The 25,498-nt window shown below is 61.8% G+C and carries 30 protein-coding genes and 1 pseudogene; 19 read left to right on the forward strand and 12 right to left on the reverse strand.

What is annotated here, in order from left to right; genetic code table 11:
* The first annotated feature begins 32 nt into the window (after nucleotides 1-32).
* The 5 genes from NKJ20_RS22385 (at nucleotide 33) to NKJ20_RS22405 (ending at nucleotide 4,921) form a co-directional block, all read left to right on the forward strand.
* Complete coding sequence (locus NKJ20_RS22385) at nucleotides 33-1,682, forward strand: ABC transporter substrate-binding protein (RefSeq protein WP_352747024.1); 1,650 nt, start codon at nucleotides 33-35, stop codon at nucleotides 1,680-1,682.
* Nucleotides 1,683-1,787: 105 nt separating this feature from the next.
* Nucleotides 1,788-2,267, forward strand: a complete 480-nt coding sequence (locus NKJ20_RS22390) for a DUF3828 domain-containing protein (protein ID WP_352747026.1) — start codon at nucleotides 1,788-1,790, stop codon at nucleotides 2,265-2,267.
* Nucleotides 2,268-2,271: 4 nt separating this feature from the next.
* A complete protein-coding gene (locus NKJ20_RS22395; RefSeq protein ID WP_352747027.1) occupies nucleotides 2,272-2,829 on the forward strand; it encodes a hypothetical protein in 558 nt (185 codons plus the stop codon).
* Nucleotides 2,830-2,840: 11 nt separating this feature from the next.
* Nucleotides 2,841-4,025 (forward strand): mandelate racemase/muconate lactonizing enzyme family protein, encoded by a 1,185-nt coding sequence (locus NKJ20_RS22400; RefSeq protein WP_352747030.1) that lies wholly within the window; start codon nucleotides 2,841-2,843, stop codon nucleotides 4,023-4,025.
* 110 nt (nucleotides 4,026-4,135) lie between these two features.
* Nucleotides 4,136-4,921: an alpha/beta hydrolase gene (locus tag NKJ20_RS22405; protein ID WP_352747032.1), complete on the forward strand. Its 786-nt coding sequence runs from the start codon at nucleotides 4,136-4,138 to the stop codon at nucleotides 4,919-4,921.
* Between the two features lie 14 nt (nucleotides 4,922-4,935).
* On the opposite strand, the gene queF is transcribed toward NKJ20_RS22405, so the two are convergent.
* The gene (gene queF, locus NKJ20_RS22410; RefSeq protein ID WP_352452275.1) at nucleotides 4,936-5,397 is read right to left on the reverse strand and encodes a preQ(1) synthase; all 462 of its coding nucleotides are present in this window, start codon (nucleotides 5,395-5,397) and stop codon (nucleotides 4,936-4,938) included.
* A 114-nt stretch (nucleotides 5,398-5,511) separates the two neighbouring features.
* Here queF and NKJ20_RS22415 point away from each other — a divergent pair, with 114 nt between their 5' ends.
* On the forward strand, nucleotides 5,512-7,557 hold the full coding sequence (locus tag NKJ20_RS22415; RefSeq protein ID WP_352747034.1) for an oxidoreductase: 2,046 nt from the start codon (nucleotides 5,512-5,514) through the stop codon (nucleotides 7,555-7,557).
* A 140-nt stretch (nucleotides 7,558-7,697) separates the two neighbouring features.
* Here the strand turns inward: NKJ20_RS22415 and NKJ20_RS22420 are convergent, their stop codons facing one another.
* Entirely contained in the window at nucleotides 7,698-8,105 is a 408-nt protein-coding gene (locus NKJ20_RS22420) for a hypothetical protein (protein WP_352747035.1), read from the reverse strand.
* A gap of 117 nt (nucleotides 8,106-8,222) precedes the next feature.
* Between NKJ20_RS22420 and NKJ20_RS22425 the strand changes: the two genes are divergently transcribed.
* Nucleotides 8,223-8,651, forward strand: coding sequence for a MarR family winged helix-turn-helix transcriptional regulator (locus NKJ20_RS22425; RefSeq protein ID WP_023674397.1), 429 nt, complete (start codon nucleotides 8,223-8,225; stop codon nucleotides 8,649-8,651).
* Between the two features lie 21 nt (nucleotides 8,652-8,672).
* On the opposite strand, the gene NKJ20_RS22430 is transcribed toward NKJ20_RS22425, so the two are convergent.
* Complete coding sequence (locus tag NKJ20_RS22430) at nucleotides 8,673-9,296, reverse strand: EAL domain-containing protein (protein ID WP_352747038.1); 624 nt, start codon at nucleotides 9,294-9,296, stop codon at nucleotides 8,673-8,675.
* Between the two features lie 82 nt (nucleotides 9,297-9,378).
* A pseudogene (locus NKJ20_RS22435) lies at nucleotides 9,379-10,746 on the reverse strand (diguanylate cyclase domain-containing protein); the annotation flags it as partial.
* A 265-nt stretch (nucleotides 10,747-11,011) separates the two neighbouring features.
* Between NKJ20_RS22435 and NKJ20_RS22440 the strand changes: the two are divergent.
* The 3 genes from NKJ20_RS22440 to NKJ20_RS22450 all read left to right on the forward strand — a co-directional run bounded on the left by NKJ20_RS22440 (nucleotide 11,012) and on the right by NKJ20_RS22450 (nucleotide 13,958).
* Nucleotides 11,012-12,199: a glycine C-acetyltransferase gene (locus NKJ20_RS22440; protein WP_352747041.1), complete on the forward strand. Its 1,188-nt coding sequence runs from the start codon at nucleotides 11,012-11,014 to the stop codon at nucleotides 12,197-12,199.
* Nucleotides 12,200-12,266: 67 nt separating this feature from the next.
* Entirely contained in the window at nucleotides 12,267-13,301 is a 1,035-nt protein-coding gene (tdh, locus tag NKJ20_RS22445) for an L-threonine 3-dehydrogenase (protein WP_352747044.1), read from the forward strand.
* Nucleotides 13,302-13,334: 33 nt separating this feature from the next.
* Nucleotides 13,335-13,958 (forward strand): DUF4304 domain-containing protein, encoded by a 624-nt coding sequence (locus NKJ20_RS22450; RefSeq protein WP_352747047.1) that lies wholly within the window; start codon nucleotides 13,335-13,337, stop codon nucleotides 13,956-13,958.
* A 32-nt stretch (nucleotides 13,959-13,990) separates the two neighbouring features.
* On the opposite strand, the gene NKJ20_RS22455 is transcribed toward NKJ20_RS22450, so the two are convergent.
* On the reverse strand, nucleotides 13,991-14,428 hold the full coding sequence (locus NKJ20_RS22455; protein ID WP_352747050.1) for a MarR family winged helix-turn-helix transcriptional regulator: 438 nt from the start codon (nucleotides 14,426-14,428) through the stop codon (nucleotides 13,991-13,993).
* 153 nt (nucleotides 14,429-14,581) lie between these two features.
* Between NKJ20_RS22455 and hmgA the strand changes: the two genes are divergently transcribed.
* Genes hmgA through NKJ20_RS22485 form a run of 6 tightly spaced genes read left to right on the forward strand, consistent with a single transcriptional unit; the run spans nucleotide 14,582 to nucleotide 19,002 of the window.
* Nucleotides 14,582-15,895, forward strand: coding sequence for a homogentisate 1,2-dioxygenase (gene hmgA, locus NKJ20_RS22460; protein WP_352747053.1), 1,314 nt, complete (start codon nucleotides 14,582-14,584; stop codon nucleotides 15,893-15,895).
* A gap of 10 nt (nucleotides 15,896-15,905) precedes the next feature.
* Nucleotides 15,906-16,769: an MBL fold metallo-hydrolase gene (locus NKJ20_RS22465; protein WP_352747056.1), complete on the forward strand. Its 864-nt coding sequence runs from the start codon at nucleotides 15,906-15,908 to the stop codon at nucleotides 16,767-16,769.
* On the forward strand, nucleotides 16,766-17,107 hold the full coding sequence (locus NKJ20_RS22470) for a DUF7660 family protein (RefSeq protein ID WP_352452265.1): 342 nt from the start codon (nucleotides 16,766-16,768) through the stop codon (nucleotides 17,105-17,107). The genes NKJ20_RS22465 and NKJ20_RS22470 overlap by 4 nt, the downstream gene beginning before the upstream one ends.
* A 17-nt stretch (nucleotides 17,108-17,124) precedes the next feature.
* Nucleotides 17,125-18,147: a fumarylacetoacetate hydrolase family protein gene (locus tag NKJ20_RS22475; RefSeq protein ID WP_352452264.1), complete on the forward strand. Its 1,023-nt coding sequence runs from the start codon at nucleotides 17,125-17,127 to the stop codon at nucleotides 18,145-18,147.
* On the forward strand, nucleotides 18,144-18,437 hold the full coding sequence (locus tag NKJ20_RS22480) for a hypothetical protein (RefSeq protein WP_352542354.1): 294 nt from the start codon (nucleotides 18,144-18,146) through the stop codon (nucleotides 18,435-18,437). Before NKJ20_RS22475 ends, NKJ20_RS22480 begins: the two co-directional genes overlap by 4 nt.
* 4 nt (nucleotides 18,438-18,441) lie before the next feature.
* Entirely contained in the window at nucleotides 18,442-19,002 is a 561-nt protein-coding gene (locus NKJ20_RS22485; RefSeq protein ID WP_352747060.1) for a DinB family protein, read from the forward strand.
* Here NKJ20_RS22485 and NKJ20_RS22490 read toward each other — a convergent pair.
* The 3 genes from NKJ20_RS22490 to hppD all read right to left on the reverse strand — a co-directional run bounded on the left by NKJ20_RS22490 (nucleotide 18,981) and on the right by hppD (nucleotide 20,764).
* Nucleotides 18,981-19,355: a type II toxin-antitoxin system VapC family toxin gene (locus tag NKJ20_RS22490; RefSeq protein WP_023674406.1), complete on the reverse strand. Its 375-nt coding sequence runs from the start codon at nucleotides 19,353-19,355 to the stop codon at nucleotides 18,981-18,983. The genes NKJ20_RS22485 and NKJ20_RS22490 overlap by 22 nt on opposite strands.
* Nucleotides 19,352-19,579: a type II toxin-antitoxin system Phd/YefM family antitoxin gene (locus NKJ20_RS22495; RefSeq protein ID WP_023674407.1), complete on the reverse strand. Its 228-nt coding sequence runs from the start codon at nucleotides 19,577-19,579 to the stop codon at nucleotides 19,352-19,354. The genes NKJ20_RS22490 and NKJ20_RS22495 overlap by 4 nt, the downstream gene beginning before the upstream one ends.
* 69 nt (nucleotides 19,580-19,648) lie before the next feature.
* Nucleotides 19,649-20,764 (reverse strand): 4-hydroxyphenylpyruvate dioxygenase, encoded by a 1,116-nt coding sequence (hppD, locus tag NKJ20_RS22500; protein ID WP_352452261.1) that lies wholly within the window; start codon nucleotides 20,762-20,764, stop codon nucleotides 19,649-19,651.
* Nucleotides 20,765-20,903: 139 nt separating this feature from the next.
* On the opposite strand from hppD, the gene NKJ20_RS22505 reads away from it, so the two are divergent.
* Together NKJ20_RS22505 and NKJ20_RS22510 are read left to right on the forward strand one after the other, a co-directional pair.
* Nucleotides 20,904-21,371 carry an Lrp/AsnC family transcriptional regulator gene (locus NKJ20_RS22505; protein ID WP_023674409.1) on the forward strand — a complete coding sequence of 156 codons (468 nt, stop codon included), beginning with the start codon at nucleotides 20,904-20,906 and terminating at the stop codon, nucleotides 21,369-21,371.
* 9 nt (nucleotides 21,372-21,380) lie between these two features.
* Nucleotides 21,381-21,707 carry a hypothetical protein gene (locus NKJ20_RS22510; protein WP_352747063.1) on the forward strand — a complete coding sequence of 109 codons (327 nt, stop codon included), beginning with the start codon at nucleotides 21,381-21,383 and terminating at the stop codon, nucleotides 21,705-21,707.
* A gap of 15 nt (nucleotides 21,708-21,722) precedes the next feature.
* Here NKJ20_RS22510 and NKJ20_RS22515 read toward each other — a convergent pair whose 3' ends face one another.
* The 4 genes from NKJ20_RS22515 to aztA all read right to left on the reverse strand — a co-directional run bounded on the left by NKJ20_RS22515 (nucleotide 21,723) and on the right by aztA (nucleotide 24,835).
* Complete coding sequence (locus NKJ20_RS22515) at nucleotides 21,723-22,061, reverse strand: protein tyrosine phosphatase family protein (RefSeq protein ID WP_352747065.1); 339 nt, start codon at nucleotides 22,059-22,061, stop codon at nucleotides 21,723-21,725.
* A 122-nt stretch (nucleotides 22,062-22,183) separates the two neighbouring features.
* Nucleotides 22,184-23,125: a zinc ABC transporter substrate-binding protein AztC gene (gene aztC, locus NKJ20_RS22520; protein ID WP_352747067.1), complete on the reverse strand. Its 942-nt coding sequence runs from the start codon at nucleotides 23,123-23,125 to the stop codon at nucleotides 22,184-22,186.
* Between the two features lie 22 nt (nucleotides 23,126-23,147).
* Complete coding sequence (aztB, locus tag NKJ20_RS22525; RefSeq protein ID WP_023674413.1) at nucleotides 23,148-24,023, reverse strand: zinc ABC transporter permease AztB; 876 nt, start codon at nucleotides 24,021-24,023, stop codon at nucleotides 23,148-23,150.
* Nucleotides 24,023-24,835, reverse strand: coding sequence for a zinc ABC transporter ATP-binding protein AztA (aztA, locus tag NKJ20_RS22530; RefSeq protein WP_352747069.1), 813 nt, complete (start codon nucleotides 24,833-24,835; stop codon nucleotides 24,023-24,025). The genes aztB and aztA overlap by 1 nt, the downstream gene beginning before the upstream one ends.
* A gap of 211 nt (nucleotides 24,836-25,046) precedes the next feature.
* Between aztA and NKJ20_RS22535 the strand changes: the two genes are divergently transcribed.
* A complete protein-coding gene (locus NKJ20_RS22535; protein ID WP_352747072.1) occupies nucleotides 25,047-25,391 on the forward strand; it encodes a RidA family protein in 345 nt (114 codons plus the stop codon).
* Nucleotides 25,392-25,498: the final 107 nt, after the last annotated feature.

Genomic DNA, 25,498 nt, shown 5'->3' on the forward strand with positions numbered 1-25,498 from the left:
AAGACCCGATGCGAACCATAAGGGAGGAAAAAATGACACTCTTCAGAAGCAACGGCGATCGCGTACCGAGCGCCATCGAAGCAATGGCCAGCGAGGCGCGCGCCGGTCGCGTCGACCGGCGGGAGTTTCTGGCCCTGGCAAGCGCTTTCGGCGCATCGACGGCCCTTGCCTACGGCATGATTGGACTTGCCGTGCCGGAGCGGGCTTTGGCTGAAGAGCCGAAGAAAGGCGGAACGCTGCACGTTTCGATGTCGGTGAAGGCGCAAAAGGACACGCGCACCTACGACTGGGTGGAACTTGCGAACATTTCACGCTGCTGGCTCGAGCCGCTTGTCCGCTACACTCGCCAGTTCACATTCGAGCCGGTTCTGCTCGAAGGCTGGGAGGTCAACGACGACGCCACCGAATACGTGCTGCATGTGCGCAAGGGCATCGCCTGGAACAACGGCGATGCTTTCAACGCCGATGACGTGGCCTACAATCTGACGCGCTGGTGCGAGAAGGCTGCCGCCGGCAATTCGATGGCCGCGCGCGTCGGTGCGCTGATCGATGCAAAGACCGGCAAGGCCAGGGAAGGGGCGATCACCAAGGTCGACGACAACACGGTGAAGCTGAAGCTGAACGAACCGGACATCTCGCTGATCCCGAACTTCACCGACTATCCGGCGCTGGTGGTCCATCGCAACTTCGACGCCGACGGCGCCAATCCGATTGAGAAGCCGATTGGCACCGGGCCGTTCGAACTGGTGTCTTATGCGGTCGGCCAGAAAGCGGTCGTCAAGCGTCGTGAGAATGGCAAATGGTGGGGCGGTGAAGCGCTTCTCGACGGCGTCGAATTCATCGACTACGGAACCGATTTCAACGCCTCGATAAATGCATTCGACTCCGGCGAAATCGACCTCAACTTCGAGACGCCGGCCGACTTCATAGACATCCTCGACAAGATGGGGCTGGTCAAATCGGAGGTCGCGACAGCGACCACGCTCGTCGCCCGGACCAACATCACGAACAAGCCCTATGACGACAAGCGGGTTCGCAACGCCCTCCAGATGGCCGTCGACAACAAAGCGGTGCTCGAACTTGGCTACGCCGGGCGAGGCACTGTTGGTGAAAACCACCACGTCAGCCCGATTCATCCGGAATACTACGCGCTGCCCAAGAAGACACGCGACGCCGCGGGCGCCAGGAAGCTTATGGCCGATGCCGGGCAGGACGACTTCGAGCATGAACTGATCACCGTCGAGGACGATTGGCAAAAGAACACCGGCGACGCTATTGCCGGCCAGTTGCGCGATGCCGGGATCAAGGTGAAGCGCACCGTGCTGCCGGGGTCGACCTTCTGGAACGACTGGACGAAATACCCCTATTCGATGACCATCTGGTACATGCGCCCGCTTGGCGTACAGGTGTTGGCGCTCGGCTATCGCACCGGCGAGGCCTGGAACGAAACCGGCTACTCGAACCCTGATTTCGACGCCAAGCTCAAGCAGGCTCTTTCGCTCATCGACGTGGAAAAGCGCCGCGAGGTCATGAAGGACATCGAGCAGATCCTGCAGGATTCGGGCGTCATCATTCAGCCGTTTTGGCAGAAGCTGTTCAGCCACATGAATGAGAAGGTGAAGAACTACGGTGTCCACCAAACCTTCGAGATGGATCTCCAGGATGTCTGGCTGAACGCCTGAGTTGCCAGCAGACGAGACGTTGCAGGATTTCATGGACCGCAAGAAAGCCGACGGGCAAGATGCGTGGTACTGATAGCTTCCGTCAGTGAACAATCGGGGACACCCATGAAACTGCCACTTTTTGTTGCCGCGCTTTCGATGGCAGTGCCGGCGGCCGCGTTTGCCGGCCCTGCTGCCAACGCCGTGAAGTTCTTTTATGTCCCGTCGGTCAAATTCGAGGCCGATGCGCAATATCGCGACCGCTTCACCGCACCGGTGACGAAACTGTTCGAACTGAACGACAATGCCGCAAAGAACCATCCGGATGAAGTTCCCTGCATCGACTTCGCCCCTGGTCTCGATGCGCAGGACTATGACGAGAAGACCGTGGCCAAGACGCTGACGCTGGCCGAAACGCTGGATGGCGACAGCGCCGAGGTGACGGCGACGTTCAACCTTTTTCCGGAAGGCGATGATTCCAAACGCGAAATGGTCTGGTCGTTGAAGAAGATCGACGGCCATTGGAAGATCGCCGACATCACCTCGAAGACCAGCGGCTGGACCCTGAGTGCGCTCGAATGCCTTGCCGGGCAGTCGCCGGAGTGATGCCGTGCTCCGCTGCCGTCCCTGGGTTCTGGCGACTGCGTGCCTGCTGGCCGGATTGAGCAGCGCCGCCGCTCAGGGCCTGTTCGGCGCGCCGCCCGCAAACGCGCCGGCCGACAGTGCGGCACCTCCGCCGGCAGTTTCGCCGCCGGCAGAAGACGCGCCGGCCGCAGCCGTGCAGCCGGGCTCGCCGACCGCGGTGGTGAAGCCGTTCTACGAGCATGCCGGGCTCGAGGTCGATCCGGCTCAGCGGGGCCATTTCACCGACCCGGCAAAGTCGGTGCTCGACAAGAGCGATGCGCTCCGCAAGTCGGGGCAGGGCGAGTGCCTCGATCCCAACATGGCACTCGACAATTCCGAATACGACAAGGCGGAGATCGACAACAGCCTGAAGACCATCGAAGCGATCAAAGGCGACGAGGCCAAGGTCGTCGTCGCCTTCGTCGTCGCCGGCAACCCGCACCGGCTGGAGTGGAAATTCAGGAAAGTCGATGGCGACTGGAAGATATCCGACCTTCTCTCGGTGACCGGCGAATGGGCGCTCAGCCAATACCAGTGCGAGTGAGAACGGAACCGATGAAGATCACCAACATCCGCGTCACCCACGTCAACGTCCCGCTCGATGCTCCGTTCTGGTGGACGGCTGGTCTCTACGGCGGCGCCTCGAAATCGATCATCGAGGTCGAGACGGACGAAGGCGTGGTCGGACTGGGCGAGGCGCCATGGTGGCATTTCGGCGAGGTGATCAAGGCCGAGATCGCGCCGGCGCTGATTGGCGCCGATCCGCTCGACATCGCCGACTGCGAGGCGCGCTGTGTGCCGCCCTGGCAGATCACCGCCAACACCGGCGAGAACGCAGCCACGGTGGCGTTCGGCGCCGTCGAACTGGCGCTGTGGGATATAAGAGGCAAGGTCTTCGGCATGCCGCTCTACAAGCTGCTCGGCGGCGCGGTGCGCAAGGACATTCCGTTTTCGGAATATTTCGCCTTTCGCCCCGCTAAAGGCGGAGCCGGCGGCGAGATGACCGCCGAAGCGATCGTCGACTACTGTCTCGGCATGCGAGAACAGCACGGCTCGACGATCTTCGAGGGCAAGCTGATCATGGGCGATCCCGAGCTCGAGATCAGGACAGTGCGCATGCTGCGCGAGGCGCTTGGCGATAAAGCGCAGATCAAACTCGATTCCAACATGCAGTGGTCGCTGACCACAGCGCGCTGGGTGCTGCGCGAGATCGAGCCGTTCAACATCCGCAATTACGAGGATCCGGTCGCGACCTTCGACGAGATGGCTGCGCTGCGCCAGCATTCGCGCATTCCGTTCTCCACCCACATCCCGGATATCAGACGGGCAGTCGCGCTCGGTGCGCCGGATTACTTCGTCTGCAATTTCGCAGCACTCGGCGGATTGTCCAAAACTCTGAAATTCATCGCCGCCTGTGAGGCGATGGGCAAGGGGTTCTGGTGCTATTCGAACGATCTCGGCATCATGACATCGGCTTATCTGCACGTCGTAGCGGCGACGCCGTGGATCACGGAAGCGTCGCAGTCGCTGTTTCGCTGGCAGATCGGCGACGTCATCAAGGATGGCCCATTCCGTCAGATCGCCAACACGGTGCGTGTGCCGGAGGGTGACGGGCTGGGCGTCGAACTCGATCCGGCGGCAATGAAACGCTGGTCAGCGCACTTTGCCGAACACGGGCCGATGCACCATTTCAGCGACCCGAACAACCCCAGCCGCTACCGGCGGCTGCCGCTCAACTGATGCGAAGTGCACGTGACCGATCGATGAGAAGAGGTCCTGTCGTGGTTGCTTTATTCGCGGCGGTTTGCGTCCTGGCCTGCGCTGTCACCTGGGAGGCAGGAAGCCGCGCGGTGGCCCGCGTGCCTCAGCAAAGCTTCACGCTGCCTGTGGGGTTACCGGTGGAGCGCATCGTTCTGAAGCAGGAGGGCGCGCCCGACCTTGCCGGTTGGGTGGCGGATCGGCAGGACAGTTGCGGAACAATCGTGCTGTTACACGGACGCGGTTCAAACAAGCTGGCCATGGTTCCAAGAGCGAAGCTGCTTTTCGAAAGCGGCTACTCGATCGTGCTGTTCGATCTGTCGGGACATGGCGAAAGCGGCGGCGATATCAGAGGCTTTGGTTACATCGAACGGCAGGACGCCAGCCGCATCCTCGCCTTTGCGCGGCAACGCTTCGCCGGTCGCAAGGTGGCGGCCATCGGCTCGTCGCTCGGTGCGGCTGCTTTTGTATTTGGCGCTCAGCAGGAGCATGCCGATGCCTATGTCCTGGAGCAGATCTACGCGACTTTGCTGGAAACCACGGCGTTGCGAGCGCCCTTGCCTATGTTGCGCGACGTACAGGCGACCATCCTCTTGGCGCAGATGCAGCTCCGCCTTGGCTTCGGGGTAGATGATGTCAGGCCGGTCGATCGCATCGGCGAGATTCATCGGCCGATATTGCTGCTAGCAGGCAATTCGGATCCGTTTGTCGCTCGCAGCCAGACACTGGCGTTGAAAGATGCGGCAGGCGCTGACGCAAAGCTGGTCTGGTTCGACGGCGCGCGGCACGTTGATCTCTATCGCTATGACCAACAGCGGTACCGCGACGCCGTGATGCCTTTCCTGGGGACCAACCTGTGCCGGACCGGGATCAGGTGAGCCGCTCCGTCCGATTAGCCGCGCCCGCGATAGGGGGCGACGCCGGTGTCGGGCAGCCACACACCTTCCGGCGGCGCGCCGGTTTGCCAGAACACGTCGATCGGAATGCCGCCGCGCGGATACCAATAGCCGCCGATGCGCAACCACAATGGCTTGGTCGCGGCGATGATGCGGCGCCCGATCATGACGGTGCATTCTTCGTGGAAGGCGCCATGGTTGCGAAACGAGGTCATGAACAGCTTGAGCGACTTCGATTCCACCAGCAGCGCATCGGGTGCGTACTCGATGACGATATGGGCGAAGTCCGGCTGGCCGGTGACCGGGCAGAGCGAAGTGAATTCCGGGCAGGTGAAGCGAACGATGGCCGGCGGGCCGTCGCCGCGCGAAAACGGCACGGTTTCCAGGACTGCCGCTTCAGGGCTCTGTGGCGCCTCGACGTTGGTGCCGAGCTGGGTGAGGTTTTTCGTATCGGTCATGAGCAGGTTCCTTGCTGCATGTCGCCCAAAACTGCGCAGCGATTTTGGGACAGCGACATGCGTAAAAACAGAAATTTGCCGCTCATTAGCACAATTTGAAACAGCAGGAAGATGATGACTAGCAACGACCCGCTCCTCCAGCCCTATCAGCTCAAGCATCTGACGCTGAAGAACCGGGTGATGTCGACCAGCCATGAGCCGGCCTATTCCGAGGACGGCATGCCGAAGGAACGCTATCGGCTCTACCATGCCGAAAAGGCCAAGGGCGGCATGGCGCTGACCATGACCGCCGGTTCGGCGATCGTCTCGCGCGACAGCCCGGCCGCTTTTGGCAATCTGCATGTCTATGACGACCGCATCGTGCCGTGGCTCGCCGAGCTTACCGATGCCTGCCACGAGCACGATTGCAAGGTGATGATACAGATCACCCATCTCGGCCGCCGCACCGGTTGGAACAAGGCCGACTGGCTGCCCGTCCTGTCGGCTTCGCCGGTGCGCGAACCGGCCCATCGCGCCTTTCCCAAGACTATCGAGGACTGGGATATCGAGCGCATCGTCGCCGACTATGCGGCGGCCGCGCAGCGCTGCCAGGCTGCCGGCCTCGACGGCATCGAGTTCGAAGCCTACGGCCATCTGATGGACGGTTTCTGGTCGCCGGCCACCAACCAGCGCGACGACGATTTCGGCGGCTCGCTCGACAACCGGCTGCGCTTCACCGGAATGGTGCTCGACGCAGTGCGTGCCGCGGTCGGCGAAAAGTTCGTCGTCGGCATCCGCATGGTCGCCGACGAGGATTTCGAGAAAGGCCTGTCGAAACAGGAGGGCGTCGAAATCGCCAGGCGGCTGGCCGGCTCCGGCAAGGTCGATTTCCTCAACATCATCCGTGGCTCGATCGAGACCGATGCGGCGCTGACCAAGGTCATCCCGGTGACCGGCATGCGCTCGTCACCGCATCTCGACTTCGCAGGGGAGGTGAGAGCGGCGACGAAATTCCCGACCTTCCATGCGGCGCGGATTTCCGACGTCGCCACCGCGCGTCACGCCATCGCCACCGGCAAGCTCGACATGGTCGGCATGACGCGCGCCCACATTGCCGACCCGCATATCGTCAAAAAAGTGATGGAAGGCCGCGAGCACGAGATCCGCCCTTGCGTCGGCGCCACCTATTGCCTCGACCGCATTTATGAGGGCGGCGAGGCGCTGTGTATCCACAATGCGGCGACGGGCCGCGAGGCTGATATCCCGCATATTATTCCGAAAACCGAGGGACCGAAGCGGAAGGTGGTCGTCGTCGGCGCCGGCGCCGGCGGGCTGGAGGCAGCGCGCGTCGCCGCCGAGCGCGGGCACCAGGTGACGGTGCTGGAAGCATCGAGCCAGGCCGGCGGCCAGGTGCGGCTGGCAACGCAAAACCCGCGCCGCAAGGAATTGATCGGCATCATCGACTGGCGCCTGGCCGAACTCGACCGGCTGGGCGTCGAGATCCGCTACGACAAATGGGCGGAGACGGACGACGTGCTGGCGCTGTCGCCGGACGTGGTGGTGGTCGCCACCGGCGGCCTGCCGCAGAACCCGCCTCTGACGGCGGGCGACGATCTCGTCACCTCGAGCTGGGACATCATGGCCGGCAGCGTCAAGCCGGCCGAGAACGTGCTGCTCTATGACGACAACGGCGGCCACCAGGGCATGGGTGCCGCCGAACTGATCGCCAATAGCGGCGCCAGGCTGGAGCTGGTTTCACCAGAGCGCTTCTTCGCCCCGGAAATGGGCGGCATGAATCATGTGCCCTACATGCGCGCCTTCCAGGAAAAGGGGGTCACGGTGACCATCAACACACGGCTACGTTCTGTGCGGCGCGAAGGCAACCAGCTGATCGCCGAGCTCGCCTCCGACTTCGCCGATGGCTGGCGCGGCGAGCGGCGCGTCGACCAGGTGGTGGTCGAGCACGGCACGCTGCCGCTCGACGATCTCTACCTGGCGCTGAAGCCGCTGTCGAAGAACGCCGGCGCGATCGATTACGAAAAACTGGTCAATGGCGGCGACATCTTTCCGGTGCGCAATCCGCAAGGCGGTTTCGTCGTCTTTCGCATCGGCGATGCAGTAGCCTCGCGCAACATCCACGCCGCAATCTATGACGGCATCAGGTTCGGCTTGCGGATCTGAGGAATATTTTGGATTGATTGGTGGCGCGCAGCCGAACCTCCGTACGGAGAGCCACCACGGTACTTTGGTCCGGTCTGCGCGCCGCGCACGCCGCCGGCTATCGCCGGGCACCGTACGATCTTGCGATTGCGGCAGGACGTTCAAAACATCCTGGCGGTGGCCATGCAGAACACGGTGATAACCAGCAGGCCGCCAGCGATGCGTTCGCCTTTTGTCATCTTGGCGCGCAATTGGGTTTGCTTCACCGCATCAGCGCCGGCCAACTGCCTGCTGGCGGAACCCACCAGCGCGCCCTGAACCCCGGCGGCGATTAACGCCGTCAAGATGCCCAGCGCCAAGACCTTCTCCATCGAGCCGAAAGAGTCGTTGTGGAAGAAATACCACAGCAGCAAGCCCGTGAGGAAAACCACGCCGGCTGCGCCCATTTGCGGCCGGAAGAAACGTTCCGCCCTGATCTCCGGTTCGCGGGCGACCGCGATGGTGGTGCCGGCCCAGAACACGCCCGCCATGACGTGAAGGCCGAGGACGATGATGTAGACATATTGCATGACCGCATTTCCTCTCTTGCCCACCGCTAGGCATATTGATAGATATCAAATGATTAGATGTCAACGCATAAGCTCGAGCCGGTTCCATAGGCTTTGCCCTTGTTCTAGTGTCGGATCATGACGCCCTTTGACCGCCCGCCGATCGGGATGAATCTCGCGCGCACCGCCAAGCTGGTTGCGCAGGCTTTCGACGCTGCCTTGGTCGAGGCAGGCGGCACGCTGCCGGTCTGGGTCACGTTGCTGTCGGTCAAGTCGCGGGAGCTGGCCAACCAACGCGAGCTCGCCGGCATGATCGGCATCCGGGGCGCAACGCTGACCCACCACCTCAACGCCATGGAGACGCAAGGCCTGCTGATGCGCCGCCGCGATCCCGAGAACCGCCGGGTTCACCAGGTGGAGCTGACCCAAGCCGGAGAAGCGCTGTTCCTGAAATTGCGCACCGCCGCGTTAGCCTTCGACAAGCGGCTGCGGAAAGGACTGTCCGACGACAGGCTGGCGGAGTTTGCACAGGTGCTGGCCGCGTTGCGGGCCAATGTCGAGGGTTAGAAATTAGGCTAGGAAACGGATCTACGCCCGGCAGCCCTGCAGCACTGTCAGCCTGGCCTTCTTGGGCGTTCGCGCCACCAGCCATTCGCGCACGCTGTCCGGCGGCATCGGGAAAGCGATGGAATAGCCTTGCACCTGGTCGCAGCCGATCTTCATCAGCGAGTCGAGCTCGGCTTCGGTTTCGGCGCCCTCGGCGACGATCGAGATGCCGAGACCGCGGGCGAGCTCGGTGAGGGCACGCACGATCTTGGTGTTGCCGCTGTTCTCGTTGATGTTCTGGACGAAACGGCGGTCGATCTTGAGCCGATCGATCTCGTTTGGATTGACATGGCTGAGCGATGCGTAGCCGGTGCCGAAATCATCGAGCTCAAGATGGATGCCGGCGGCGCGGATGTGCCGCAGCTTTGCCGCGATACCGGTCTTCTCGTCGTCGAGAATGACGGATTCGACGATCTCCAGCGATAGTTTGTGCGCTGGCAGGCCAGCCCTCTCCAGCATGTCTAACAGGAAGACTTCGAAATCTGTCTCGCGCAGCTCCGAGCCGGATACATTGACGGCGATCCGTCCGAAGGCGATGCCTGCGCGGTTCCATTCGGCTGCTTCGTTGATCGCCTTGGCAATGACGATGCGGCCGATCTCGGACATCAAGCCGCATTTTTCCGCGATCGGAAATGAACTCGCCCGGCGCGATCATGCCGCGCTCGGCGTGTCTCCAGCGAACCAGAGCCTCGATGCCGCTGATGGCGCCGTTCGACAGCGACACCTGCGGCTGGAAATAGACTTCGAACGCCTTCTCGGAGATGGCGGTCCTGATGTCGAGCTCGAGCTGCTTGCGATAATCGAGTTCGCGTCTCAGCTCCTCGGAGAAGAACGACAAGCTGCCGCCGCCCTGCTTCTTGGCGGAATACAGCGCCAGATCGGCATGGACGAGCAGGTCCTGAGCATTGTCGGCATCGATCGGGTAGACCGCAATCCCGGCACTTACGCCCGGATGGATCGTCGTGCCTCGAAAGACGATCGGCTTGTTGAGCTTGGTCAGGATGCGCCAGGCGACGGTATCTATGTCCTCGGTGCTGCCGGCACCGTTGAGAATCATGACGAATTCATCGCCGCCGAGCCGCACGTTGAGATCCGACGTACGGCACGAATCACGCATGCGCTGCGCAGCCGCCACCAGCACATAATCGCCGGCGGCGTGGCCGAACGTGTCGTTGATCTGCTTGAACCGGTCGAGATCGAACTGCACCACGGCAACCCGTTCACGCCGTCGCTGCGCGGCATTGATCAGCGTATCGAAATGCTCGGTCAGGAAGGTGCGGTTGTGCAGGCCGGTCAGCCCGTCATGCACGGCGATAAAGGCCATGGAATTGCGCGCATCGACCAGCTCGCGCGTCCTGCGCAGGATGGCATTCGACATTGGCCTGAAAATGAAAAGCGCCACCAGCACGATGACGCCGATGGTCGAGTAGAACAATGTGCGGTTAAGATCGAGAAGTGTTTCGGATCGCTGGTCTGCAAAGGCGCTGATGCGCTGGCCAAGTGCGGCATAGCCCGACAATGTTGCGTTGGCAACGGAAGCGTTCAGGTTGACGCGCTCCTCTCCGCCTTTGTAGCCACCATTGCCGGCCATGTTGAGCCGCGATTCGAATGACGAGATCAGGCGTTCGCCGTTGGCGATAAGCCCGACCGAGAAATAGTCGAGATGGTACGGCTTGGCGAAAAGCACGCTCTCGATCGATTTCGGATCGAACCTTGCCGGCGACGCCGGATCGGCGGCGGTCCGTTCGAGCAGCAGATCGTAGTTCTTCTCGAACTCCACCGTCGCTTGCTTGAGCGCGCTAACCAGGGCCGGCTGCTGGTCGCGTGAAGCGCTGCCTGTCGCGCCGGCGAGGAAGACGATGCGCTGCGACAGGGCTTTCTGTGTGCTGACGATATCGAGCAGCGCCTGATTGTGCCGTTGGGTAGACATCACCTGTTGCAGCAGGATGAAGGAGGCCACGACCATGGCGGCTATGATCAACAGAGCCAGCCAGTAGCCGGATTTGATCAGGAGTATGAGCCTGCCTGAAACGGCGTGCACCGGCTGCTGCGACATTTTCTGAGGCGGCCCTCTCGCCAACGAATTCTTGTGCGACAACCTTTGGCTTCAAAGTGTTAACAGGTTTGGGACGGCAGCAGGCCGGCGGCGGCGACCGCGGCGGGAAACCCGCAAAGTGGTTATTGCAATCTTTCGCGGCGCCTCCGCATTTGAACATCGTGGCCTCTGCCGTGCCATTGCCGCCACCGAAGCGGTCGCTTTTGCGATGGATTTTTCGTCCGCGCGGCGCGACAGTCCTCGTCGATCTCAACAGGGCCTGATCATGACCGAAGCATTCCTTTCCCACATCGACAGCGAGCTTGAAGGACTGAAATCGGCCGGCCTTTACAAATCCGAACGGGTGATAACCTCGACCCAATCGGCCGAGATCGAGGTCGGCGGCGAGAAGGTGCTGAATTTCTGCGCCAATAATTATCTCGGCCTCGCCGACAGCGCCGAACTGCGGAAAGCGGCCAAGCAGGCGCTTGACCGCTACGGCTACGGTATGGCGTCGGTGCGCTTTATCTGCGGCACGCAGGAAGAACACAAGCAGCTCGAGGCGACGATTTCTGGCTTCCTCGGCATGGAGGATACGATCCTCTACGGCTCCTGCTTCGACGCCAATGGCGGCCTGTTCGAGACGCTGCTCGGCGAGGAGGATGCGGTCATCTCCGATGCGCTGAACCACGCTTCGATCATCGACGGCGTGCGGCTGTCGAAGGCAAAGCGCTTCCGCTACGCCAACAACGACATGGCCGATCTGGAGGCGCGGTTGAAAGAGGCGCGCGACTGCCGGTTCCGGCTGATCGCCACCGACGGCGTGTTCTCTATGGATGGCATCATCGCCAATCTGAAGGGCGTCTGCGACCTCGCCGACAAATACGATGCGATGGTGATGGTCGACGACAGCCATGCAGTTGGTTTCGTCGGCAGGAATGGCCGCGGCTCGGCCGAACATTGCGGCGTCGAGGGCAGGGTGGACATCATCACCGGCACACTTGGCAAGGCGTTGGGTGGCGCGTCGGGCGGCTACACTTCGGGCAGGAAGCAGGTAGTCGACTGGCTGCGCCAGCGCTCGCGCCCCTATCTGTTCTCCAACACGCTGATGCCGGCGATCGCCGGCGCCTCGATTCGGGTGTTCGAACTGGTCCGCAATGGCGATGCGTTGCGTCAGCGCCTATATGCCAACGCAGCGCGGTTTCGCTCCGAGATGGGCAGGCTCGGCTTTACACTGGCCGGCGCCGACCATCCGATCATCCCGGTGATGCTGGGCGACGCGACGCTGGCGCAGGAAATGGCGGCGCGGATGCTGAAGCGCGGTATCTATGTCATCGGCTTCTCTTTCCCGGTGGTGCCGAAGGGCCAGGCGCGCATCCGCACGCAGATGTCGGCCGCCCATTCCGGCGCTGACATCGATCGTGCGGTTGAGGCGTTCGCCGCAGTCGGTCGCGAACTCGGCGTGATTTCCTGAGCGGCCGGGACCGAAAAGCGATTCCGGATCAAGAGATTCAAGCGACTAAGGTTCTGGGGACAAAAGAATGTCAAACATGATGAAGGCGCTGGTCAAGGCCAAGGCCGAGCCGGGCATCTGGATGGAAGAAGTGCCGGTGCCGGAAATCGGCCCAAACGATGTTCTGATCAAGATCAGGAAGACCGCGATCTGCGGCACCGACGTCCACATTTATAATTGGGACCAGTGGGCGCAGAAGACCGTGCCGGTGCCGATGGTGACCGGTCACGAGTTTGTCGGCACCGTCGCCGATTTCGGCGCGGCGGTGACCGAGTACAAGATCGGTCAGCGTGTTTCGGGCGAGGGCCATATAGTCTGCGGCCATTGCCGCAACTGCCGGGCGGGCAGGGGGCATCTGTGCCGCAACACGCTCGGCGTCGGCGTCAACCGGCCGGGCGCCTTTGGCGAATACCTTGCGATTCCACAGCACAACGTCGTGCCGATCCCCGACGACGTGCCGGACGAGATCGCGGCAATCTTCGATCCCTTAGGCAATGCCGTTCACACGGCATTGTCCTTTGACTTGGTTGGCGAGGACGTGCTGGTCACCGGCGCTGGGCCGATCGGCATCATGGGCGCACTGGTGGCGCAGTGCGTCGGCGCGCGAAAAGTGGTCATCACCGACATCAACCCGGTGCGCCTGGCACTGGCGAAAAAGCTCGGCGTCCAGCATGTCGTCGATGCGTCGAAGGAAAAGCTGCGCGACGTGATGCCGGCGCTCGGCATGGCCGAGGGTTTTGACGTCGGCCTCGAAATGTCGGGTGCCGCGCCGGCCTTCCGCGACATGATCGACACCATGAACAATGGCGGCAAGATTGCCATTCTCGGCATCGCGCCGACCGGCTTCGAGATCGACTGGAACAAGGTCATCTTCAAGATGCTGCATCTGAAAGGCATCTACGGCCGCGAGATGTTCGAGACCTGGTACAAGATGATCGCGCTGGTGCAAGGCCCGCTCGATGTCAGCGGCCTGATCACGCATCGCATCGGCATTGACGACTATATTTCCGGCTTCGAGGCGATGAAGAGCGGCAATTCCGGCAAGGTGGTGATGGATTGGTAGCGCCACGCCCATTGCTGTCATGTAGGGACCGAGATGGCGGATAACGAGCACGGACGTATCATTGCTTCGCAGGCAAGGATCGCATTGCAGCCTGCTGGATTTCGGCGGAAGGGTCAGTCGCGAACCTGGATTGCCGACCGTGGCTTCTGGCTAAGTGTTGTCGAGTTCCAACCCAGCTCTTGGTCGAAAGGCTCTTACCTGAATTTAGCGGTTCACTGGCTTTGGGGTTTGCCGCCATTCACATTGACGTTCGATCGCGTTGAGCGCGTTGGCTCCTTTGTTGAGTTCGAGAGCCCAGAGCAGTTTCTCCCCTTGGTAGGTCAAATGGCCAGGGAGGCAGTCGAAATCGATCAGGTTCACCGATCGATGTTCCCTTCCGTTCAGGCGGCGGCGACGATCCTCGTGAATGAATTGCAGCCCCGTGCATACGGCGAATGGGCAGCTCTCAATGCCGGGGTGGCGGCCGGCTTGGCTGGTGATTTTGAAACAGCGAGGCGGCTGTTTGAAAGCGTTCGAAGACACGCGGCTTCGCAAGCGCAGGTGCTCCTGACTTACATCGATGATCCGGTAGCATTTCGAAGCTATGTCAGAGGCATCATTGAAGCCGAACGCGCCTATTACGGTTTAGGAGCGTCGCCTGCCGCCCAAGCCATCTGATTTCTGCGACGGTCGAAGCTGAGGGAGGATTTTCAACCCAAGGTGAGTTTTGCCTCCAGCGCCGCTACCCCACCGACAATCGCCGCCCGCTCTTCCGCACCAAGCCTCTCCAGCAGCTCCCGCTCGAACTCCTTCGCCAGCGGCACCATCTCGCGATAGGCAGTAACGCCAGCCTTGGTCAGCGCCAGATGCTCGACACGGCGGTCCTTTTCGTCCGGCGTCCGGCTGAGCCAGCGCCGCCGTTCGAGTTCGGCGACCGCGCGCGAAACCTTGGTCTTGTGCATGGCCGATTGCTCGCCGAGCGCCGTCGCCGTCATCGTGCCGTGCTGTCCAAGCCCGGCGAGCGTGCGCCATTCGGGCCGCGTCAGGCCGTGGCGGTCCTTGTATATCCTTGAGAATTCGCGGCTGACGGCATCGGCGAGCCGATAGAGCCGGTAAGGCAGGAAGGATTCCAGTTCGAGGATTTCCATGGTTGGCCCTGACTGGCATGCTGGCGGCTCATGCCGAAATCACCGTTGATGGTTACATTTTCAATGGTTACAAATGAAACCGATATGGTCAACTTGGAGCATCTTTGCGGATGCGCAAACGATGCTCCGAGACCATGAATTCGGGAGGATTCCATGGCCTATTCCTACATGCCGGGTTTCGGGAATGACTTCGAGACCGAGACTTTGCCGGGCTCGCTGCCGCAAGGCCGAAACTCGCCGCAGCGGCCGGCCTACGGCCTCTATGCCGAGCAGCTTTCGGGCTCTCCTTTCACTGCGCCGCGCGGCACCAATGAGCGCTCCTGGCTTTATCGGATAAGGCCGAGCGTGAGGCACACCGGTCGCTTCAAAGCGGCGAATTATCCGCTTTGGAAAAGCGCGCCGAACGTCGGCGACCATCGGCTCGCACTCGGCCAGTATCGCTGGAGCCCGGTGCCGACGCCGAAGGAGCCGACCGATTTCATTGCCGGCATGCGCTCGATCACCACCGCCGGCGACGTGCTCGGCCAGACCGGCATGGCGGCACATGTCTATGTCGCCAACCGTTCGATGGTCGACGATCATTTCTTCAACGCCGACGGCGAGTTGCTGGTCGTGCCCCAGATTGGAGCCTTGCGCTTCGTCACCGAGATGGGTGTCATCCAACTCAGGCCGGGGGAGATCGCCGTGCTGCCGCGTGGTCTGGTGTTCAAGGTCGAACTGGTGGATCCGCAAGTGCGCGGCTATGTCTGCGAGAATTACGGCGCCAAGCTGACGCTGCCGGATCGCGGCCCGATCGGCGCCAACTGCCTGGCCAATCCGCGCGATTTCAAGACGCCCTGCGCCTGGTTCGAGGACAAGGACACGCCCTGTCGGCTGATCGCGAAATGGTGTGGCCAGTTCCATGTCACCGAAATCGACCATTCGCCGCTGGATGTGGTGGCGTGGCACGGCAATTATTCGCCCTACAAATATGATCTTGCGACCTTTTCGCCGGTCGGCGCAATCCTGTTCGACCACCCCGATCCGTCGATCTTCACCGTGCTGACCGCGCCGAGCGGCGAGGAAGGCACCGCCAATATCGATTTCGTCATCTTCCCGCCGCGCTGGCTTGTGGCGGAAAACACTTTCCGCCCGCCCTGGTATCACCGCAACATCATGAGCGAGTTCATGGGCCTGATTCATGGTCAGTACGATGCCAAGGAAGAGGGCTTCGTGCCCGGCGGCATCAGCCTGCACAACATGATGCTGGCTCACGGACCCGACGCGTCTGGCTTCGAAAAAGCCTCGCGAGCGGAGCTAAAACCGGTCAAGCTCGACAACACCATGGCCTTCATGTTCGAGACACGCTTTCCGCAAATGGTGACCCGCTATGGCGCCGAGCTCGAAACCCGGCAGGACAATTACATCGACTGCTGGGCCGGCCTGAAGAAGCGCTTCAACGGCACGCCAGAGGGCGACTGGTCTTGAGCGCCGTCGCATGACGGATCGTCTGGTGCTTCTGGGTTCGAAGGGTGGCCCGGCGCTGCGGCCGGGCGGCCCGTGGCCGAGTTCGTCGCTGCTGGAGATTGGCGGCCGCACCATCGTCGTCGATTGCGGGCTGGGCGTAACGCGCGGGCTGACCGATGCCGGCATCAGCCTGAAGGCGCTCGACCTGATCTTCATCACGCATTTGCACTCCGACCATGTTCTGGAACTCGGACCGTTGATCCACACCGCCTGGACCGCCGGCCTGGCGGCGCCCGTCACTTTGTTCGGCCCGCCCGGCATCGGCCATTATTGGCAGCGCTTTTGCCAGGCGATGGAATTCGACATCGAGATCCGCATCGCCGACGAAGGCCGGCCGGATATCCGCGACCTGGTTTCGATCGTCGAGTTTGGTGAAGGCCAGGTGGCGGAAGAGCGCGGTCTCAAAATATCGGCGCTGCGCGTCGACCACCCGCCGGTGACGGATTGCTTTGCGCTGCGCTTCGATCATGCGGGGCAAGGCATCGTCTTTTCATCGGATACGGCGTTCTTTCCGCCATTGGCGGATTTCGCCGAGGGCGCCGACGTCCTGGTCCACGAGGCCATGCTGGAAAAGGGTATCGAGCGGCTGGTCGCGAAGACCGGCAACGGCGCAAGGCTGAGGGAACACCTGCTTGCCAGCCACAGCTTTGCCGAGGAAGCGGGCCGCATCGCCTGTGATGCAGGCGTCAAAAGACTGGTCCTCAACCACCTCATTCCCGCCGACGATCCCGAGATCGGCGAGGCCGACTGGATTGCCGCCGTCAGGAAAACATGGGCCGGCGACTTGACGATCGCCCGCGACGGCCTTGTTGTGGGGCTTGGGAGTGAGACGTGACCAACGACAAGCTTTGGGAAGAGGTGCGGAAATCCGAGGAGACATCCTGGGCGCAGCTCTCCTTGTTTCTCGATCGGGTGGAAGACTTGCCGTCTTTCGTCCGGTTCGTCGATGCGTTGAGGAGGGATCGGGAAGACGCCGACCGCAGGGAGATTGCGAAGCCCGGACCATCCGATCCCGGCTGGAATGGGTGGCAAAATGGCTCGATCAGCACCTTTCTCGAATCGGCGGTCGCCTGGTTCGAAGCCCATGGGCAGGGCAATCCGGCGTTTCTAGCGGATGAAAATCCTTGGAAAGCCGCGGCCAGAATTATCTACGCCGGCAAATACTACGAATAAACGCATTGGGAGGACGCATGAAGCTTGCCACATTGAAGGATGGGACGCGCGACGGAAAGCTCGTCGTCGTCTCGCGCGACCTGACGCGGTTTACCGATGCTTCGTTCCTGGTGCGGACGCTGCAGGCCGCGCTCGACGACTGGCATCGCATCGCGCCGCATCTCGCTGCGATGGCCGAATCGCTTGAGAATAATGCGGTGCCGTCTGCCCGCTTTCACGAACATGACGCCCTTTCGCCGCTGCCGCGCGCCTACCAATGGGCCGACGGCTCGGCCTATGTGAACCACGTCGAGCTGGTGCGAAAGGCGCGCGGCGCCGAGATGCCGGCAAGCTTCTGGACCGATCCGCTGATCTACCAGGGCGGCTCGGACTCCTTCCTCGCGCCGCGCGACCCGATCCGCATGGCCGACGAGGCCTTCGGCATCGACATGGAAGGCGAGGTCGCCATCATCACTGACGACGTGCCGATGGGCGCAAGCCTCGATGAGGCGCGGGCGGCGATCCGGCTGGTCATGCTGGTCAACGATGTAACGCTGCGCGGCCTGACCGGACCCGAGCTCGCCAAGGGGTTCGGCTTCTACCAGTCGAAACCGTCATCGGCCTTTTCGCCGGTTGCGGTGACGCCGGACGAGCTGGGCGATGCCTGGGACGGCGGCAAGGTCGCCCTGCCGCTGCTGGTCGATCTCAACGGCAAGCCGTTCGGCCGGGCAAACGCCGGCATCGACATGACCTTCGATTTTCCGGCGTTGATTGTTCATGCCGCAAAAACGCGGCCGCTGGCCGCCGGCACCATTATCGGTTCGGGCACCGTCTCCAACAAGCTCGACGGCGGGCCGGGCAAGCCTGTCTCGGCGGGGGGCGCCGGCTACTCCTGCATCGCCGAGTTGCGCATGATCGAGACCATCGAAACCGGCGAACCGAAAACGCCGTTCCTGCGCTTTGGCGATAGCGTGCGCATCGAGATGAAGGACAGGGGCGGGCATTCGATCTTCGGCGCCATCGAGCAGAAGGTCGAGAAGTACGAGGGGGCAAGAGCATGACGGGCGAGACATTCTATCTGCTGTGCGGTGTCTGGGCCCTTGTCATGCTGGCGATCTTCATCCTGGCGATCCGCCTGAGCTATCGCATCGAGGCGCGCTCGCCCGGCCTGACCAACCGCAGCGGCTTTCCGCGCAAGGCGATGATGTTTCACACCGTCACCAACACGAATGTCGCGCTGGACCAGGAAACGCAAGCCATGCGGCGGCGCATGATCGGGCTGCTGCTGACTGTTTTGGCTGGGTTTGCGCTTCTATGGGCGGGTGTGTCGCTATTCCGGGTCGCGCCGTGAAGTCATGGACCTGCTGAACCATTTTCGGCGCATGGCAGCCAACAATCTCTGGTCGAACGACCGGCTCTATCGTGCCGTGCTGCAGCTTGAGCCCGGCGAATTCGAGGTTGAAAGGATAAGCTTCTTCCCCTCGATCAAGGCAACGCTCAATCACATCCTGGCGGTCGATCACCTCTATCTCGATTTTCTCGAAGAGGGCGGCGTCGGCGCCGCCGCCCATGACGATTTTGTGCCGTTCAATGATGCCAAGGCGCTTTTTGTTGCACAGGCGGAGGCCGACCGGCGGCTGATCGCCTTTTGCGACCGCCTGTCGGCGGACGATCTCGAGCGCCGCGTCGTCACCGACCGGCGCGAGGACGGCATGGTACCGGAACGGATCGGCGACGTGCTCGCCCATCTCTTCATCCACGACATCCATCGTCGCGGCCAGGTGCACGCGATGCTGTCCGGCACCTCGGTGAAACCGCCGCAACTCGACGAGTGCTTGCTCGATTACGATGTGAAGTTGAGGAAAGCCGAAGTCGAGCGGCTGGAGCTGGATGATCAGGCCAACGCGACGTCGTAGGCTGAGAAATGTCGATCCGCAGTGACCACCGTCAGACCTTCAATTTGAGCCTGTGCGATGAGCAGACGGTCGAAGGGATCGCGATGATGGAACGGCAGATGCTCAAGCCTCGCTGCGTGTAGTTCATTCACACTGAGGATCGGAATGCCGTTCGATCGCAGGATTTCCACGATGTTGCCTGTGAGCGTGACTTTGCCGAGCGATTTCTTAATGGCGATCTCTGCTACCGAGACGGCGCTGACGACCACATCCTCGCCCGCAAGAAAGATGTCGCGATGGTGATCCGAAAGGCGTGAATCCGCGTTGAGTACCCAAAGCAGAATATGAGTATCCACCAGATATTGGCGGCTCATTTAATGTACTCGTCCCATTCGGGACCGAGTTCATCAAAATCATCCGGTATCCGAATTTGGCCTTTCAGGGCCCCAAAAAGGCCTTTGCTCCCGCCGGCCCGGGTGGGCGCGCTTAAGGTCGCCACCACCTCTCCATGCCGCGTCAGATGGATCTCTTCGCCGGCCTGGGCACGTTTCACCAACTCAGAGAGTTGGGCCTTCGCTTTTGCCATCGGAACATTCATGGTCAGACCTCTTATGACCAGAATTTAGGTCATAATTGATCAAACCACAAGGCACCTCGGCCGAGTTGGCTACGCTGCCTTGCCGTCCACCTTCAGCACGCCGCGCTTGATCTGGTCCTGCTCGATCGATTCGAACAAGGCGCGGAAATTGCCCTCGCCAAAGCCTTCGTCGCCCTTTCTCTGGATGAACTCGAAGAAGATCGGGCCGATCACGGTTTTCGAAAAGATCTGCAGCAGGATCTTGGTCGTGCCGCCGTCGACGACGCCCTCGCCATCGATCAGGATGCCGTGCTTCTTCATACGTTCGATCGGCTCTTCATGGCCGTTCACGCGGGCATAAGACATGTCGTAATAGGTCTCCGGCGGTCCCGGCATGAACTTCAGGCCGTTGGCGGCCAGCCTGTCGGTGGCGCCGTAGATGTCGTCGGTGCCGACGGCGATGTGCTGGATGCCCTCGCCATTATACTTCTTCAGATATTCGGCGATCTGGCTGGTCTCGTCCTTGGACTCGTTCAGCGGGATGCGGATCTTGCCGCAGGGCGAGGTGATGGCGCGGCTGACCAGGCCGGTGATCTTGCCGTCGATGTCGAAGAAATGGATCTGCTTGAAGCCGAACAGGTCTCGGTAGAAATCCCACCATTTGTCCATCTGGCCGCGATAGACATTGTGGGTCAGGTGGTCGAGATAATAGAAGCCGACGCCTTCCGGCCTGGGGTCGCGCTCGCCCAGCCAGTCGAACTCGGCGTCGTAAGCCGAGCCCTTCTCGCCGTAAGTTTCGATGAAATAGAGCAGCGATCCGCCGATACCGACGATCGCCGGCACATCGAGCGTCTTGTCGTTGCCTTCATAGGGCGTCGCGCCCTTGGCCACAGCGTGATCGAAGGCATGCCTTGCATCGATCACCCGCCACGCCATCGAGGCGGCGCAGGGGCCGTGCTTGTCGACGAATTTCATGGCATGCGAGCCCGGTTCGGCATTGACGACATAGTTGATGTCGCCCTGCCGCCAGACGGTGATGTCCTTGCTGCGGTGCTTGGCCACCGGCACATAGCCCATGCGGGTGAACAGTTCGGCGAGCTTTTCCGGCTCGGCATGCGCGAATTCGACGAACTCGAAGCCGTCGGTGCCGGCGGGATTGGTTTTGCTGATCTTGGCGGGCGGTGCGTCGTGCGGGAAGGGACCCATGGCATTGCTCCGAAATCTGGAACTGGCCGCGTCGGCCATCTAAACCCAATTATAGCGCGGAGCGAGTGCAAATTGCTTGCATTCAAACGCTTGAAATGGTCTGATCATGCGCGAGTTGTGCACTGCGGACCCGAAATACATGGATGAGGCGCGCATCGACCAGTTTGACCGCAAGATAATGGCTCTGTTGCAGGGCGATGCACGGCTGACCAACAACGATCTGTCGGAACGGGTGAACCTGTCCGCGTCGCAGTGCTCGCGTCGTCGCCAGCGGCTGGAGGAGGACGGCTATATCAAGGGTTACCGGGCGGTGCTCGACCGCGACAAGCTCGGCTTTTCCCTGGTCAACGTCATCTCGGTTACGCTCGCCACCCACAACCGCGACAATGCGCGGCGTTTCGGCGAATTGGTGGCGCGGCTGCCGCAAGTGCAGGAAGCGCACGCGCTGACCGGCGAGATGGATTATATATTGAAGGTCGTGACGCCGGACCTGAAGTCGCTGTCGGAATTCGTCAACGGCGTGCTGCTGCCGCACGAATCCGTGCAGCATGTGAAGACGGCGATCGTGCTGGAGACGCTGAAGGAAACCGGCGCGCTGCCGATTTGAGTGTAAATCATGTCGAACTTTCAGATCGCCGGCATCGTGCTGTTTCTAGTGGGGATTGTGCCGTTCACGATTGGTAGTCTGATCCACGCCGCGCATGAACCGAAGGCTTGGGAGTTGCGCATCATCAATCCCTGGCCTTCGTGGCCGTATGGCTGGGTCGAACTCACTCATCCGAAGTCGCGCTGGTGGTGCGGTGTCGGCTTTCCGATTTGTCTCGTGGGCTTCGTCGTAATGTTGGTCGCTACGATTCCGCTCGTCGATCTTGCGCCATATGTCGCTTTGCTTATCGCTTTCTTCTGGCTGCGGCGGGTCATAGCCAGACGGCGGCATCACTAATCATCGGAACGCCTCTCACCTCTTCGACTGCTTGATCAGCCCATAGAGATTGGTGCAGCGGGCGCCGGAGCGGCAATAGGCGAAGACCGGGCCTTCGAGTTCGTCAAGCGCCTCGGCCTGGTCCTCGACATTTTCGGCCGTGATCTGGCCGCTGACGACAGGGATGTAGCGGAAGGCGAGCCCGGCGCCCTCGACCGCCGCCTTGACGGTGTCGGCCGATGGCTGGCCGGGCTGCTCATCGTCCGGCCGGTTGCAGATCACGCTTTTGAAGCCGGCGGCCTTGATGGTCGCGACATCCTCGGGCTGGATCTGGCCCGAGACCGAATAGTCCTCGCTGGTCTGACGGTATTCCATGGCGGTGTCCTCACAATCTGGCTAGCGGCAGTCTTGCCACTCCCGGACCCGGTCGGCAACCGCCATTAGATAGAAATCCGGCCGGGCAATTTCAGCCCGACCGGATGGAGTGACTAGACAGCTCAGCTTCCTAGGATCGCGCCTTTGATCTGGGCGATGTTGTTGTGCATCAGATCGATATAGGTCGCGGCCGGGCCGTCGGGCTGCGACAACGCATCGGAATAGAGCGTGCCGCCCACCTTGATGCCGGTCTCGCTGGCGATCTGCTCGATCAGCCGCGGGTTGGTGATGTTCTCGACGAAGATCGCCGCCGCCTTGTCCTGTTTCACCTGGCTGACCAGCTTGGCGACGTCGGCAGCGGAGGGCTCCGACTCGGTCGACACGCCTTCCGGGGCCAGGAACGTCAAGCCGTAGGCCTGCTCGAAATAGCCGAAGGCGTCATGCGAGGTGATGACGACGCGCTTCTCCTGCGGGATCGACTGGATCGCCGCCTGCACTTCGCCCTCGAGCGCCTCGAGCTTTTGCGTATAGGCGGCTGCATTGGCCTTGTAGCTGTCGCAACCCGCAGCGTCGGCCGTGCAAAAGGCGTCGGCGATGTTCTTCACATAGATCTCGGCATTGGTGATCGACTGGAAGGCATGCGGATCGGTGACCGTCTTGCCGCCGTCGGTTTCCGCGCCTTCGGCGACATCGGCCTCGGCGAATTCGGGTTTGAAATTGATCGGCGTGACCCCCTTGGTCAGCACGGCAATCGAAGCCTTGGTGGCGCTGGCGTCGACCAGGCGCTGCAGAAAACCTTCGAAATGCAGGCCGTTGACCAGCACGATGTCGGCCTTGGCCATCGCCACCGCATCGGCGGGGCTCGGCTCGTAGACGTGGGCGTCGCCGTCCGGCCCGACGATGGTGGTCAGATCGATGCGGTCGCCGCCGACATTTTTGGCGAAATCGGCGATTATCGTGAAGCTGGCGACCACCTTCAAAGGCTCAGCAAAGGCCGAAGATGCGCCAAAGGCGGTTAATGTTATAACGCTCACGGCCAAAGCAGCGCGGATCGATTTCAGCATGGACAGTTTCTCCTTGTTGGGATCAGGCAGTTCTGTGGCGGTGATGGACGATGCGGGCGCGCAGGATACCGCGCGTGCCGAACAGGATCGAGGCGAAATAGACGACGCCGGCGGACAGGATGATGGCCGGGCCGGATGGCAATGACGCATGGTAGGACAACAGCAGCCCGGCAATGCAGGAGGCAAAGCCGATTACTGTGGCCAGCACGCACATCGGCTCGACGCGCGAGGTCCAGAAGCGGGCCGCCGCTGCCGGCAGCATCATCAGCCCGACCGACAGCAAGGTGCCGAGCGCCTGGAAGCCGCCGACGAGGTTGAGCACGACGAGGCCGAGAAAGATGAAATGCACCGGGCTGCCCATCCGGCTGACCGAGCGCAGGAACAAAGGGTCGAGGCATTCGGCGACCAGCGCCCGCCAGAAGATGGCGAGGCTGACCAGCGTCACCACGACGATGCCGCCGATCAGCGTCAGCGCCTCGTTGTTGAGCGCCAGCACGGTGCCGAAGAGCACATGCATGAGATCGACGCTGGAGCCGCGGATCGACACCATGAGCACGCCGATGGCCAGCGAAATCAGATAGAAGGCCGCCATAGAGGCGTCCTCGCGCTGGATGGTGAAGCGCGAGACGGCGCCGGCGCCGAGCGCCACGATGATGCCGGCGATCAGTCCGCCGATGGTCATCGGCAGGATCTCCAGGCCATAGAACAGGAAGCCGGCGGCAGCACCCGGCAGGATGGCATGCGCCATGGCATCGCCGGACAGGCTCATGCGCCGCAGCATCAGGAACACGCCGACCGGGCAGGCGCCGAGCGACAGCATCATCGAACCGGCGAGCGCCCGCTGCATGAAGGCGTAGTCGGCGAAAGGAGCGACGAAAAGACCGTAAAGCACGTCCATCATGCCGCCCTCGGCCCGGAGCCGTGGTGATGGTCGTGGTCATGGCTGTGCTCGTGGCCACCGTGCTCGTGATCATGCTCGCCGGGCTCACACCATGGCGCGTTGTCCTCCCAGGCTTCGTGGAAGCGGCGCGCGCGCAACAGATTCTCAGGCTGCAGCGTCTCCCTGGTCTCGCCCCAGGCGATCGGCTGGCGCGCCAGGAGCAGTGTTTCGGGGAAATTCTGCCGCACCAGATCGAGATCGTGGACCACAACCATGATGGTGCGTTCCTCGCCGTGCCAGCGCTTGATCAGCGCGATCAGGTCGCCGACCGTCTTGCTGTCGACCGCGTTAAACGGCTCATCGAGCAGGATGAGCTCGGCATCCTGCAACAGCACGCGGGCAAACAGGGTGCGCTGCAGCTGGCCGCCCGACAACGTGTCGATCGGCCGCTTCTCGAAGCCGCCGAGGCCGACGGCCATCAGCGCCTTGCTGACAGAGTCGCGATCTTCCCTCGTATAACGGCCGAGCATGCCGCGCCGCGGCCACAGGCCAAACGAAACCAGGTCGACGACCCGGGCCGGAAAGGAGCGGTCGAGCTCCGATTGCTGCGGCAGATAGGCGGCGCGCACGCCGGGCGCCCGGATCACCGCGCCGGCCATCGGCTTCAGAACGCCGACGATGCCCTTCATCAGCGTCGATTTGCCGGAGCCGTTGGCGCCGACGACCGCCGTCAGCGATCCCTTGCGGATCGTACCATTGAGGTGGTGGACCGCAGGATGGCTATTGTAGCCCAGCGTCAGGTCGCGGAAGGTCAGGCAGGTTTGGCTCATGTGACGATCCATGGGGCGATGATCGGTGCTGCAGGGGCGGATTCGATATGTGATGTTATTACATTAGTCAACAAGCCAATAGGGCGGAATTGCGGCCGGGCCGTCTTGTTGTGTGCTTTGGCTTGGCTCAAGAAGTTCCGCTCGAGCGGCCTTGCCCCCGGCGAACCCGGCCCCTAAACAGGCGCACCGACAAGAGGAGAAGGAATATCCAATGAGCATTCGTCGTATCGATGTAGGCCCGCGCATGAGCCAGATCGTTATCCACGGCAACACCGTCTATCTGGCCGGTCAGGTCGGCAAGCCGGGCGGAAACGTCGGTGCCCAGACCAGGGACATTCTGGCGGCGATCGACGAATTGCTGGCCAAGGCCGGCACCGACAAAACCAAGATCCTGCAGGCGATCATCTGGCTGGCCGACATGAGCACCTTTGCCGAGATGAACGCGGAGTGGGACAGATGGGTACCGCAGGGCAACACGCCGGCCCGCGCCACCGGCGAAGCCAAGCTTGCCGGACCGGAATATCTGGTCGAGATTATTGTTACCGCGGCGATTTGAGGGTCTTTACCCTCCCCCTCGAGGGTGTTTGGACCGGAGACATCGCGAACAGGTGTGCGAGGACATCGCGAACAGTGCTCCATGCTATCTCTCGACGAGGTTGAGGT

This window comes from Mesorhizobium sp. M0185 (assembly GCF_040322175.1).
Classification (GTDB): domain Bacteria; phylum Pseudomonadota; class Alphaproteobacteria; order Rhizobiales; family Rhizobiaceae; genus Mesorhizobium.